Annotated in this window: 11 protein-coding genes and 1 tRNA gene; 6 read left to right on the top strand and 6 right to left on the bottom strand. The window is 45.7% G+C overall.

Translation table 11 applies throughout. The annotated features are described in order from the left end of the window. The first annotated feature begins 154 nt into the window (after nt 1-154). Nucleotides 155-940, top strand: coding sequence for a hypothetical protein (locus tag ACLWBB_RS08245; RefSeq protein WP_413291146.1), 786 nt, complete (start codon nt 155-157; stop codon nt 938-940). Between the two features lies 1 nt (nt 941). Here the strand turns inward: ACLWBB_RS08245 and ACLWBB_RS08240 are convergent, their stop codons facing one another. Next, complete coding sequence (locus ACLWBB_RS08240) at nt 942-2,486, bottom strand: carboxylesterase/lipase family protein (protein WP_413291145.1); 1,545 nt, start codon at nt 2,484-2,486, stop codon at nt 942-944. A 244-nt stretch (nt 2,487-2,730) separates the two neighbouring features. On the opposite strand from ACLWBB_RS08240, the gene ACLWBB_RS08235 reads away from it, so the two are divergent. Beyond that, the gene (locus ACLWBB_RS08235; protein ID WP_413291144.1) at nt 2,731-5,079 is read left to right on the top strand and encodes a fatty acid cis/trans isomerase; all 2,349 of its coding nucleotides are present in this window, start codon (nt 2,731-2,733) and stop codon (nt 5,077-5,079) included. A gap of 8 nt (nt 5,080-5,087) precedes the next feature. Here the strand turns inward: ACLWBB_RS08235 and ACLWBB_RS08230 are convergent, their stop codons facing one another. Continuing rightward, the gene (locus tag ACLWBB_RS08230) at nt 5,088-5,378 is read right to left on the bottom strand and encodes a helix-turn-helix domain-containing protein (protein ID WP_413291143.1); all 291 of its coding nucleotides are present in this window, start codon (nt 5,376-5,378) and stop codon (nt 5,088-5,090) included. A 145-nt stretch (nt 5,379-5,523) separates the two neighbouring features. Here ACLWBB_RS08230 and ACLWBB_RS08225 point away from each other — a divergent pair, with 145 nt between their 5' ends. From ACLWBB_RS08225 to ACLWBB_RS08215, 3 genes are all read left to right on the top strand, one after another. Beyond that, the gene (locus tag ACLWBB_RS08225) at nt 5,524-5,694 is read left to right on the top strand and encodes a hypothetical protein (RefSeq protein ID WP_413291142.1); all 171 of its coding nucleotides are present in this window, start codon (nt 5,524-5,526) and stop codon (nt 5,692-5,694) included. A 381-nt stretch (nt 5,695-6,075) separates the two neighbouring features. Then, a complete protein-coding gene (locus ACLWBB_RS08220; protein ID WP_413291141.1) occupies nt 6,076-6,345 on the top strand; it encodes a hypothetical protein in 270 nt (89 codons plus the stop codon). A gap of 12 nt (nt 6,346-6,357) precedes the next feature. Beyond that, the gene (locus ACLWBB_RS08215) at nt 6,358-6,921 is read left to right on the top strand and encodes a hypothetical protein (RefSeq protein WP_413291140.1); all 564 of its coding nucleotides are present in this window, start codon (nt 6,358-6,360) and stop codon (nt 6,919-6,921) included. 161 nt (nt 6,922-7,082) lie between these two features. On the opposite strand, the gene ACLWBB_RS08210 is transcribed toward ACLWBB_RS08215, so the two are convergent. Together ACLWBB_RS08210 and ACLWBB_RS08205 are read right to left on the bottom strand one after the other, a co-directional pair. After that, nucleotides 7,083-7,156, bottom strand: a tRNA-Cys gene (locus tag ACLWBB_RS08210). A gap of 52 nt (nt 7,157-7,208) precedes the next feature. After that, nucleotides 7,209-8,654 carry an ATP-binding protein gene (locus ACLWBB_RS08205; RefSeq protein ID WP_413291139.1) on the bottom strand — a complete coding sequence of 482 codons (1,446 nt, stop codon included), beginning with the start codon at nt 8,652-8,654 and terminating at the stop codon, nt 7,209-7,211. Between the two features lie 236 nt (nt 8,655-8,890). Between ACLWBB_RS08205 and ACLWBB_RS08200 the strand changes: the two genes are divergently transcribed. Next, a complete protein-coding gene (locus ACLWBB_RS08200; protein WP_413291138.1) occupies nt 8,891-9,454 on the top strand; it encodes a hypothetical protein in 564 nt (187 codons plus the stop codon). A 2-nt stretch (nt 9,455-9,456) separates the two neighbouring features. Here ACLWBB_RS08200 and ACLWBB_RS08195 read toward each other — a convergent pair whose 3' ends face one another. Together ACLWBB_RS08195 and ACLWBB_RS08190 are read right to left on the bottom strand one after the other, a co-directional pair. Beyond that, nucleotides 9,457-10,335, bottom strand: coding sequence for a tyrosine-type recombinase/integrase (locus ACLWBB_RS08195; protein WP_413291137.1), 879 nt, complete (start codon nt 10,333-10,335; stop codon nt 9,457-9,459). 78 nt (nt 10,336-10,413) lie between these two features. Further along, nucleotides 10,414-12,309 (bottom strand): DUF4105 domain-containing protein, encoded by a 1,896-nt coding sequence (locus ACLWBB_RS08190; protein ID WP_413291136.1) that lies wholly within the window; start codon nt 12,307-12,309, stop codon nt 10,414-10,416. Nucleotides 12,310-12,330 lie beyond the last annotated feature (21 nt).

Here is a 12,330-nt window from a genome sequence, read left to right as displayed (position 1 = left end):
GTGTAGATCCTTTGGCCACATCTAAATCTCTCATATCAAGATTCTTTAGACTCTGATCTGTTTCAAGTACTTAGCCCCCATCCCCTGCCTTTAAATACTAACAGGCAAAATAAAGCTTAAAAAAACCTATTCTTAGTTCATGCGAGGGGGGCCTATGCATTCTACCAAGAATTTCACATCATTGACTATCGCGCTTGGAGCACTCACTTTAGTTCTTTCTTTTCAGAACTGTGCAAAAGCCAAATTCGAAACAGACTCTTCGAGCGCCGTTTTAAAATCCGGCAGCCAAGGTGATGATGTCAGTCTCACGGTACCTCTTCCATCAAGCCCTGGAGATGACAGCAACACGAGCAGCCCTGCTCCAAGCCCTACACCTAAAAACACGACAACAACGACAATAGTAACCACTGGCGGTGGCGGCACCTGCCCTGCGTTTGGCAGTACGGGCCCTACTACCAGCATTAACGTCAGCACGGGCAACAACACTCAAAGCAATAATATCGGCATGAAAGCAATGGGGAGTTTGCGTGCGCCAGTCGTCAGCAAGTGTGCGACGATTGATATGACTGACGTGAAGCTTATGCTTGAACAATTGGTTGTGAAAAAAGACGGCTCACAGATAGTAGTTGGCAACCTAAGCGGCCAGTACCTTACTCGCGAAAACTCCATCAGTTTTATTGCGGGAGCTTCTGTCAGTGATGTTGAGAGCGTGCTTTTAGTTCTACAAAAAAGCGGTCATCAGTTTATGACTTCAAAATCTGAAGTTAAATCCATGGGCCTAAAAGATTTGAACAAGAAAAAGCTAACTCTACAGCTTTCGCAAAAAACTTCTTTCGAGAAGGGTCGCTCTTATACTCTGCACTTGCAAGTCACTGAGTCCTCTTCACTTGTCGAAGACGGATCTCAGTGCTTATTAAAACCAGTGCTTGATGTGCAGTAATTTACTGAAAGACGATTGAATGATCCCACTCTTTGTCAGGGTTGCTGATGAGTGAGTTCGGGTTTCCGGTCCAGAAGAATCCTGTGAAGTAAGCATTCATCTCAGTGCGAAGTCTTTCACGGGATTCTTTATTTTCAGGAGTCCACGCAAAGCGCGAGAAGCTTTCCTCTTGAGTCACGAAATTTCCAAGATAGAAAATCGCATCCATTCCATGAACGGCACCAAAGATCTCATGCCATGGTGAAGGCGTTTCTTTCCATTCAAAGCTGTAGTGGTACACGTCGCTTTGATAAACACGCAGCATGCGGTATAGATTCCCCAAGGTTAGCTGAAGACTCGCACTCGTAGCGCCTGTCGTAGCCTTAAAGGTCAGGTAATCTGTTGTAAGAAGATCATCAAAAGTCAGGTGACGATTCTTCGGCGGGTTTTGAATCATGTCCCAAAGCTCTTGCTCGCTTGGTTTTAGCATCGGAGCACCCACCAAGTAAGTTCCCTCATCACTGGTAGAACCCATAATCAAAGGCACTTTGTTATATGAACCCAACATAATTCCCTCTAACCCATGAGGGAACACATAGCCATCGTTGATGTGTTGGAAAGGAACGATGTAATCTTGAGCTTTCACGATTTCCTCGCTTGTACGTGAGTACATAAAGCGACGAATCCAAGCTTTGCTTTGAGTTGCCAAGAAATCAGAAGCCTCGTCATTGTCTTTTGCAAGACCAGCACCCACAACGAGGTTTTCAAGGAAATCTTCAGAGCGCCCTTCAGCGATCATTTGCGGATAAGAATTCGGAATACCTGCAGAACAAACGGCTTTGTGGAAAAGACCTTGAGCCAGTGGAGACTGCATCAAGCCCCACACATTCATACAACCTGCAGACTGCCCCATGATGGTGATGTTGCCCGGGTCACCGCTAAATTGCGAGATATTGTCCCGAACCCACTTCAAACCTTGGATCAAATCCAGAGTGGTGAAGTTTCCAGAACGGTCGCCTTTAGATCCTACATTTTGGAAGGCCTCATGCGTGAACGCCCCCAAAAGACCTAAGCGATAATTGAGGCTCACAAAAACGACATCACTATGAGCAGCAACAAAAGAGCCCTCATACATTGGATCCCGTGCGGTGCCCTTAAAGTTCGAGCCCCCGTGAATCCACACAACAACAGGACGTTTCGTATTAGGTTTTTGCGGAGTCCAAATATTTAAGTAAAGACAATCCTCATCCCCCACTGGCAAGCCGAACTGGCTTGAAGGGACATTCGCAAAGTAGTTTCCTTTTTGCAGGCACGTGCTCTTCATTGAGTGGGCCTTTAAAACTCCAGACCACGCCTGTGGATCACGAGGAGCCTTCCAGCGAAGCTCACCCACCGGCGGAGCTGCATAAGGGATTCCAAGGTATTTAACCGTGTTGTATTTAGCGTTAAGTCCAGAGACGGCCCCATATTCGGTAGCGGTCACGGTGGCTGCGATGGCCACTGCGGACGATAGAAGACCAAAAACTGCTGACGTTACTAAAATGAAGAAACGGGTTTTTGTTTTCATAGTCTTATTACTAGCAAGAAACAAAGGGGGCCGGTCAAAGAAAAAAGCCATATTTGAAGATAGTTTCATCCCGCGTGGTCATTTCGGAATATTTAGGCGAGATTAGCTCGGTTTTATGCGGTCAGTGATGTCGTTTTAGCCCCGAGCGATTGCTCAAGAATTAATCGGAACGCTCCCTGCGCTTTCCTCTAAACCATGCCCCACGAGCGACCGATAAGTCAGCATTGTCATACACGGAGGCTTTGTGAGACGTTCTGGAATACTCATCGGACTTGGATTCTGCCTATCTTTAGGTATTGCTGCTTTCTATATTTCTAGACCCACACAAGAGGGAAACTTCGCTTCTAGTGCCATTACAGCGCAAGATAGCCGCCATTCCTCGATTCAGCAGGTCTTCGACAATCGCTGCGTCGTCTGCCACTCTTGCAACAATGCCCCTTGCCAGGTGAATCTGACTTCGTACAGCGGCCTTCGTCGAGGCGCTACACAAACGAAGGTCTACGAGGCTACGCGCCAAAAGGCCGCGAACCCTACTCGCCTTGATATCGATGCACACTCCGAGAAGTCTTGGCGCGAAAAAACTTTCTTCTCGATTCTTAGCGAAAACGATCCTGCTCACGGCCTTCTAGCACGCACAATCTCTGAAAAGGCTCCACAAAGTGAACCACTACCGCCGCCAGCAATATCTGAAGATGTATGTTCTCCAGCTCCGCAGGGACCTGTTGTGGGAATGCCTTATGGACTTCCTGAACTTTCTCAAAGCGAAAGCCATTTGCTACTTGAGTGGATTCAACGAGGTGCCCCGGGCTCGGTTCCACGTACAGCACTCGTTAGTTCTGAAGAACAAAAGACCTTGCTTGCGTGGGAGTCGTTCTTAAACGATCCTTCTTCTGAAAAACGCTTGGTCGCTCGTTACTTGTATGAACATCTCTTCTTAGCGCACGTGCATTTCTCAAACACTCCAAAACAATTCTTCCGTCTTATCAGAAGCCGTTCTAGCTGTTCAAACACCTTGTCAGAAATTGCAACACGAAGACCCAATGACGATCCAGGAATTGGCGGGATGTACTATTGCTTTAAACCCCTTCAGCAAACGATCGTGGAAAAAACGCATCTTCCGTATTTGATGAACGATGCGAAGTTGCAGTGGATGCAGAGTAATTTCTTCTCAGAACCTTGGAGCGTTTCTCAGTTGCCATCTTATGAGCCAATGTCTGCTGCAAATCCTTTCGTGACCTTCGACGCGATTCCAGCGAAAGCACGTTATCAATTTCTGTTGGAAGATTCACAGTATCACGTAGCTACATTTATCAAGGGACCTGTGTGCAACGGGACCATGGCCGTCAACTCGATTGATGATCAGTTCTATGTTTTCTTCATGGATCCAAACTCAGACTTGATGGTGAAGGATGCCCAGTTCCGCGAAGTCACCAAGCATCTTTTGGTGGTGCCCGCAGAAATGGGCAGCAACGGAAAGCTCTTGGACTTAGCAGGATACTTCTCGAAATACCCGCCTCTTAGAAACAAATATCGTCAGCGTCGTGCTGATGCCATTCACAAGAACTTCCCTCAAGGGTTAGCTCTAGAAAATATTTGGAATGGTAATAACAATAACGACAACGGCATGCTGACAGTGCTTCGCCACGATGACAACTCGTATGTTCTTAAAGGCCCGCGTGGCGACGCCAGCAAGTCGGCATTCGTGTTGGACTATGCTTTGTTTGAACGTTTGGTTTACAACCTCGTTGTGGGCTTTGACGTTTACGGAAACCTGACTCATCAATTACACACCCGCGTGTACATGGGCATGATTCGCATGGAGGGTGAAAGCAACTTCTTGGATTTCTTCCCGCCAGCTCTGCGTGAACCAATTCGTAAAGATTGGTATTCACCAACAATGCTTGCCGCTCTTGAAAAGAAGCTAATCGACTCGCCTATTCAAACTAAATTCCTTACCAAAGTGAATTTAGATACGAACTTGTCGCCAGGTCGGGCTCGCGCACAAATGTATCTGCGTATTTTGACTGAGCGTTTGCCATATATAGTGAAACGCTTCCCAGATCCAATCAATTGGAAAAGCCTCAGTTTTCCATACACTTTCTGGGCAAGACCGAGCTTGAGTTCAACAGAGACTGAGATTGCAAAGCTCTCTGTTCCTCATGCTTCGGGGAAAAATGGCTGGGTACGACGTATGCCAGACACGGCACTACTCATGGTAAAATCCCAAGGCCAGGTACGCCAAGTTTATACTCTTATTAAAAATAAGAAATTTAAGAGTGAGGGATCACTGCTTTTTGAAGGCTCGCAGCGCACGCCACAGTTTGACGACCTGATGGTACTTCCAGGGCTTGCAGCAAGCTATCCGAATTATTTCTTCGTGGTTGAAGAAAATGAGGTTCCGTCATTTGTTGCAAACCTCACGGCGGCAGCAGAGGAACCACAATGGAAACAAACCCTTGATCAATGGGGCTTGTCGCGCTCGAACAAGCGTTTCTGGCCAGAGTCTGACCTGCTTCAAAGCTTTATGAAACGAAGCATGGGCCTAGAAGGTGGAGTCATCGACTACACCCACTATGACATCTGGACAGAATAGCCGCTTGCTCACTTTGTGTGTTTAAATTTTTCTTTGAGGTCCTCAGTCACTTTTTGGATTGTGGACTTCAGAACCACTTCAAACATCTCGTCTACGGATACCGAGTACAGCTTTGCAAGGACCTTCAAAGTTTCTAATGGAGGTTCCGAGATCCCACGCTCCCAATTCGATACAAATTGAGCCGTGCTATACCCAAGAATCCTAGCAACCTTGGCTTGCGATAAATCTGCACGCATTCGTTTTTCACGCAGAAAGACACTGAGCTTACTTACTGTCTTGTTCTCATCTGCTTTACTCATGAGTAATACCCCTTTCGCACTTTTAGAATACCTGGGATGCACTAACCAATTAAACAATTTATATTTACGTGTTCCATGTCGTGAGTACAAATGAGTCAGAGATTTTTCGAGACGGCTCGAGCTGGAACGCGCTTATAAACCAGGTGTGTTTATAATTCATCTCGCCACTTTGTCAGAGTCTCAGACATGTGAAAGCGTGTATCGTCACCACTTAAAAAATAATCTCAATGTGATATTGGCAGACATGCAAGTACGTGAAGACAGGTTGATGGATTCTCAATGTGAATCAGCGACTCCGGCACGCCCTTCGCAATAGGTATAAAGTAACAAACGAACTTCCCCCCAAGTTCACCCCCGAACCCAGGCTAGCCCCCCCTAAGCCTGGGTTTTTCTTTTTCCCCAAAAGCAAAACCATCAACCACTTATTCAAAGGGATGGTGCGCGGAGAGGGACTTGAACCTAGTTGGCGCAAGTAAAAACAATTATTGGCAAAAGAGACAGATCCTATGGACTGGCTCTTTTGCTTAGTCTTTTCGTTCGAATTAAACCGAAATTAAATCCGTATTAAATTCCATTAATAACTTGACCAATCAATCACACAAATCTTGTCCGAGAATTTCAATCCTCCTAAAGTAAGCTTATGGAGGAACTATGAAACCTATCATCATTGTGATTCTCATGACTCTCGGGAGTTGTAATGAGTAACATTATATCTATCTCGACGGCTTTTTTCATTCTTCAGTTAACTCAACCCGTTTATGCGCATAGTGAAAAACTTGATTGCGCTCCGAGAGATGATCAGGCGGCACTCGCGAAAGCCTGCGAGAAGGCCATCAATATTACAAGCATGAGAATTCAGTGTTTAAAACAGGCGCGTCTTGTGGCAACAATTGAGTTTTGCGCTCGTCAATTTGGTGTGGGCTCAAGTATCCTTAACTGCATTCAAGAAATTGATCAAAACAAATAGGAAACATGAAGAATGAACTTAGTTAAAAGACTCATCGTCGCTAGTCTACTTCCGTCTATCATTATGATGACAACCAACTCCAATGCAACCAATTGCAATAAATTCGACGCAAGCCCTGCGTTCTCGGCTAAAATGAAGGGCGTTAAAAAATATAAGTTTCAACAAATCAACAGTCGCGGAGGAATGGACGAAAGTTTTTCCGTTCCAGGTATTGATTCAGTCATCCTTTCAAATGGGGGTTGCGACGGCTTCGAGCTGAATGCCGAGTTTAATTTCAAAAAATATATAAACGGCAAATACCAGGGCGATTGGACAGCTGCCGAATTAATTAAAAACATTCGCGAATTCATCGGCAAACTTCCAGCTGAGAGTGAATTTCCCAAACGACTTCTTGCAGAGTTAGACAAACATGAACCGGCTCTTTTAAAGGCGAAACCAGACAACATTGAAGGCGGAACCCTCTATGTGATCCGAGATCCAAAGTATTACGAAAAATACCAACGGGATCTCATTCAACTCGGAGTGAGAAGCGGCGGCCTCAGTTTTTACATCCGGTCTTTCCAGCCGTTGAAATAAGATTTCTCATGCATTTTAGCAGTTATACCTGGTTATAAATTTCAAATCAGAACTGCGTAAGGGTGCGCGGAGCTTTTTTGAATGTTCCCAAATGCGAGTTCCGCAGCGGCACCGAAGGTGCTGGCGAGGACTGTCTGAGCATTTGGGAATGTTCAAAAAAGTGGAGGTGGTGACCGGACTTGAACCGATGTACGAGCTTTTGCAGAGCTCTGCCTAACCCCTCGGCCACACCACCTTAATGGGTCAAAAGAGAGACCAAAATAGTCGTACGGAGCGCCTGAGTCAACCTAATCCCAGCGTTTCAAACGCTCAAATGGCACCCAAGTTATTCTAAGGGCCTCATCAATATGGCGCCCTTGAACTATTTCCACCTTATCAAGGTCAGCCAGAGTCCTCGCAACACGAAGCGTTGCCTGGTAACGGCGCTGGGACCCCAGGTCTTTGTTCATAAGATGCTTAAAATAGAAGCTATCGACCTCTGCCTCGAGCTCTTCAACCGGCCGGCGCGAATTCAGCACATCTCCCCGCCCCTGCTCCCGCAACCATGCACGACTGGTTTCGAGATCTTCCAAAATCTCGTGGCCGGTGACGAGATTCTCTTCGCCGCGTTTTCTTTTCTCGGTGAAGAAAAGGATTTCAAAGCGATCCACTAAGGGCCCGGAAAGTTTTTGTGAGTAGGATTTGCAGCGAGTAATTGAAAAGCGGCATTGTGGGCGACAACCCGGCGTAAAATCCCCACAAGGACAAAGGTTCGTCGTTGAAATCACTTGCGCCATGGCCGGAAAACGAACGGCACGACTACCCCGGGAAAGACGTAAGGCGCCCTCTTCCATGGGCTCACGCAAACCCTCTTGCACTTTGCCGTCAAATTCCAAGAGCTCATCTAAAATCAAAAGCCCTCGGTGGGCCCGGCTGATCTCGCCGGGCCGTGGAGGAACTCCCCCACCAATCAAGGCTAGAGGGGTGCTTGAATGGTGAGGGTTTATCACAGGTCTCCACAGATCATCCCCTTCATGAAGGTCCTTATGAATCTTTTTGATTTCTAGAATCTCCTCAGGCCTTGGCTCAGCCATCAGACTTGCCAAAGTTTTCGCAATAGTGCTTTTGCCTGAGCCCGATGGCCCTGCTAACAACAACGAATGCCCCCCAAGGGCCGCCAAAGATAAAATCTGCGCATGCTCTTCTGAAAACTTTAAGCTCAAGCCCTCTTGAGGTCTTTGCACTTTCAAAGATTTCATCTCAGGTTCGTGAAAACGGGCTTGTGGAATTTGTTTAAGTTCCGTCACCACCCGTCGCGCAAACGGACAACACACAGAACTTAAGGTCCCCGTTAGAACCTGAGTATTTTCATCAGTCTCAAAATCACTGGCAAGATCCTCGGGCTCGAAAACTTCACCCATCAGACCAAGCTCTCCATAAATATAGAAATTATTTTGAAGTGAAGGAGCTGGCATTTGGCCGGTTTCCCACAAAATGCCCGCAGCGACAGCGAGCTCAATTCCGCGCGAAGATTTTTTTAAATGATTCGGACGAATGTTGACGAAGACCTGCTGCGCTTTTGGAAAATCAAAATCCTGCTGCCGAATAGCGCTTTTGATTCTGTGAATACTTTCTTTAATGATTTGATCTGGAAGACCTAAGAATTGAATCGTTGGAAGGCCCGGTAGCAATGTCACTTCAACTTCGACCGGAACTAAAGAATTGTTTTCGCGCACGAGTGATTTTAGTTTCATGTCGCGAGCACAGAGCAAAGGCAGTGCCGAGCTCTGCTAGATTTTAAACGACAGCTGTGTCCAAAATAGTTGGATTTCGGACACGTCCCCACGAACTACGGAATAGCCTCCATATTCAGCAAAAAACCTTTACAACAAACATTACAACATTTAGCTAGCTACACTAAAGTGTCGCAATTAAAGACTTCGAATCAAAATTGAGCGACATCAACTCTGGCCTCATAGACAATGAAGATATGGCCGTGTTGTATGAGATTCCAGACATCAAAATTGAAGATCAGGCGCTCAGTGCTGACGATGTCAAATTGCTTCTTGCCCAAGAAGTGATTTCACCAGTGACTCTTGTGAAAAGAGTTTCTGAAATCAATGCACTTCCACTTCTTTCGCATCCTGATTTTCAGGATACATGGGATAATCAAACACTGACCTCGCCGTCAAAAAATCTGGTTCTCTTTTTGAATAAACTTGAAGAGACCACTCGCATTTCGCCTTCTAAAGCGAGCGCAAATAAAGAAGAGTCCGCGGAAAGACGTAAAGACGAAATTTTGGTTTTCTTGAGCCAAGGTACAAAAACGATTTCAGGAACTCTGATTGATCGTAGCTCGCAAGGAGTGCGTGTAATGACAACCGCCATGGGCATCAAGGTCGGTCAAACTGTGGATGTACTTATTGTTACAAGCCAATCTAAAGACAAACAAAAAGGCACAGTAAAAAGTTTTGTCGAGCGTGCGGATCGCCGTAAAAGAGGTTCTTTCTTCTATATTTACGAAATCACTCTTGGCGGAATTTTCAGAGCCTAAATCTATTTATCAACAACCTTCATATGTGAAAGCGGATGATGTTCATCAATGGCGTTCGTCATCGTACGAGTCGTCACATTGGTGTAGATCTGAGTCGTCTGAATACTTGCGTGACCTAAAAGCATTTGAATCGATCTTAAGTCAGCACCATTCTCTAGCAACGCTGTTGCACATGCATGACGGAAACGATGAGGATTCACAGGCTCTGGGAAGCCTGCTTTTGCCGACCACGCTGCAAGCCATCTCCATACGTCTACACGAGAAGGTCTGTGACCACGGTCATTGATTAAGACCGCATGAGTCGCATCTTTCAGAAGCTGTGGACGTGTATTTTGCAAGTACCTAGTTAGGTGCCCCGCAAGCTGGTCAGTAATCGGTGCTAGACGCTCTTTATTCCCTTTGCCCACAACTTTAATCCAACGATCTGTCGGATTAAAATCAAGAACGTTCAAACCAATCAACTCTGTCACACGCACGCCAAGACCGTACAAGAATAACAAGGTCATTTGGTTGCGGGCGGTTTTCACAGGATCATTGGTTTCAGCAGCATCATACAGCTGTTGGAATTCTTGCGGCGTTAGAACTTTTGGCAGGCCCACCTTAACTTTCGGTGGACGAAGCTCGCGCAACTCAGAGCACTTCATTCCGCGCGATTCACAAAAGCGGAAGTAAGTGCGCAGACTACTGATCACACGCGCTTGAGAACGTGTCGAAAGCTTTTGCTTCTTCATGAACTCATAGAAGCCCGCAATCGAAGTTTGATTTTTTCTGTACTCTACAAAAAGCTCGAGATCTCGACGATACGCCATCACGGTATTTTGTGAACGGCCGCGAACGTTTTGTAACTCATCAAAAAATTCAATCCAAAGTTCCAGTTCCATAGAACCAATTACAAAAGATTTTATGTTACATTGGCAAGAGACTTGGTTGAGTTTGGCAGAGCGTCTAAGACGATTGTTTTACGAGGCTTTCATGAACTTCAACAAAAGCTTGATGTTTTCCTTGAGAAGCTCTGATTCTCTCAGATCTTTTGCAGAAAGAAGTTGATTTTGTGAAGCCTTTGTCTCGTTTTCAAGAACCTCTGCGCGCTGCACTTGTGACTTCATCATAGCTTGCGCCCCAGCCAACTCCGATTGAGTTGGGACACCGTAGCCCGTACCTTTGATTAAAAAGGAGGCAGGTTTAGCAAACATTTGATTTAAAAGCTGATAGTTTTTTACAAGCACCTGAGCACGACTGTCTTTTTTCTTATTCATTTCCTCAATAACGATTTTTTGCAAATCCCCAAGCATCTTGGCTTCCAAACGAACCTGCGCACCTGATTCCAAAATCAGGAAGGCTGCAGCAATACGTTTTCGTTCTGGATGAGATTTCTTAACTTCACCCATCATCTCGCGGCGCTCTGTTGCTGAGAGCTTCAGAAACTCTCTAAAGTCTGCCACGCGCACATCTAGGTTTTCCTGCAAAAGAGCAAAAGCTTTTTGATAGGTACCTTCATAAGACTCAAACAAATAACCTTTTTCAAGCGCCTGATCTTTTTGTGTGAACACAGAAGGATCACCAAGCCCTGCACGCACCAAAGAGTCAAACAACGAAATTGGCGAACGATCTTCCATTGCCATCACTTCAGGTTTTAACAAAACGCTCTTAAGTAAATTCAAAGACTCAGTCGCGCAGTTGCTTTTAGTAAAATAGTATTTGCCATCATAGGCCCAGTGAGTCTCGACCGTGCGAATAACAAAATCACGGATTTCTGTTCTAGAAAGCTTCAAAGGCAAGCTCTTCAGCGAACGAAGCTCGCGCTTTGTGTACTCTTCGATCACTTGGTGCATTGGAATCATGAAAAGACGTGATGGATATTTCCCCGTCAATCCGGCCCATGTACTCATTGTCATGCTGTTAATAAATGCCTGGAAGCTTAAAACCAAATGATGATTAACATCTAAAAGACAATCAGGCCCCACCGGTGTGTTCGGAGCGCAGATTACCAAACGAATCATCGAATGTCCCCAACCACTCATAGCCTCTTCGCCTTTATCAGCTAACAAATAATGAATCTGATAAACGCGACTTGGATCAATAGCCCGAACTTCCGCGGGACTACTTGGCGTGCTTGGAACAATAAAGCCCAACGCCTGATCGCAATTCACATCTTGAAATGGAATATGTTCAAAGTAATAAGCAAAGATTTTATAAAGAGTTGGCCGACGACACTTAAACTGAGGATCCGTCAGAAAGAAATCCATATTCACAGCCAAAGTCTCTTTTGGGTTTGTGAGCTCATAAGGATTCATACTGCGATCTTTAAAGCCATTATCTTCTTGGCCGGTCCATCCTGCTGCTTGCAAGAAGTAAGGGTTGCCAGAAAAACTTGTCGTCATGTTAGCGTAGTACTTACAGCCCTCAGGAAGTTTTTGTGGCATGTTTGATTTTTTATCCAAAGTCATTTGCGGTTTGCACTTACGGATCCAAGAAAGCTCTTCAGCCGTATGCAAGTTGAGGTTGTCATAAACATGCACGGTTTCGTGCAAGAAGGTTCCAAGCGCACGCTCGGAGCCTCTTTCGATCTCATTCATTAAGCCATTAGAGAGTGTGATCTGGCTTCCCCAAGTTACTCCACGAATGACACCGTGATTGTGAGTCAACTTTTCGAAGCGCACTTGAATATCTGGCAGTTGGCGTTTGATCTTTAGGGGAAGAGTTTGTTTGGCTTTTTCAAAAAACTGGGTCAGAACCTGTCGTTGAGCCGGAGTCACATTGCCGTCGAGTTTGTACTCAAAGGCGTGAGCTTGGTTTAAAAAAGCAAAACCGATGACACCTAACAAAGCCTTCTTAAAGGAACTTAGGAATGTCATCGGCCCTCCGTATGAGAATAA

Origin of the sequence: Bdellovibrio sp. HCB337 (assembly GCF_047302465.1) — a bacterium.
Lineage (GTDB): Bacteria > Bdellovibrionota > Bdellovibrionia > Bdellovibrionales > Bdellovibrionaceae > JACMRP01.
Note: the sequence above shows the minus strand (reverse complement) of the source record. Positions and strands in the feature narration are given on the sequence as shown.

What these genes read in the sequence shown, in the direction of transcription:
- ACLWBB_RS08245 (WP_413291146.1), top strand. Translation starts at nt 155, where the DNA reads ATGCATTCTACCAAGAATTTCACATCATTGACTATCGCGCTTGGAGCA.
- ACLWBB_RS08240 (WP_413291145.1), bottom strand. Translation starts at nt 2,486, where the DNA reads ATGAAAACAAAAACCCGTTTCTTCATTTTAGTAACGTCAGCAGTTTTT.
- ACLWBB_RS08230 (WP_413291143.1), bottom strand. Translation starts at nt 5,378, where the DNA reads ATGAGTAAAGCAGATGAGAACAAGACAGTAAGTAAGCTCAGTGTCTTT.
- ACLWBB_RS08220 (WP_413291141.1), top strand. Translation starts at nt 6,076, where the DNA reads ATGAGTAACATTATATCTATCTCGACGGCTTTTTTCATTCTTCAGTTA.
- ACLWBB_RS08215 (WP_413291140.1), top strand. Translation starts at nt 6,358, where the DNA reads ATGAACTTAGTTAAAAGACTCATCGTCGCTAGTCTACTTCCGTCTATC.
- ACLWBB_RS08205 (WP_413291139.1), bottom strand. Translation starts at nt 8,654, where the DNA reads ATGAAACTAAAATCACTCGTGCGCGAAAACAATTCTTTAGTTCCGGTC.
- ACLWBB_RS08200 (WP_413291138.1), top strand. Translation starts at nt 8,891, where the DNA reads ATGGCCGTGTTGTATGAGATTCCAGACATCAAAATTGAAGATCAGGCG.
- ACLWBB_RS08195 (WP_413291137.1), bottom strand. Translation starts at nt 10,335, where the DNA reads ATGGAACTGGAACTTTGGATTGAATTTTTTGATGAGTTACAAAACGTT.
- ACLWBB_RS08190 (WP_413291136.1), bottom strand. Translation starts at nt 12,309, where the DNA reads ATGACATTCCTAAGTTCCTTTAAGAAGGCTTTGTTAGGTGTCATCGGT.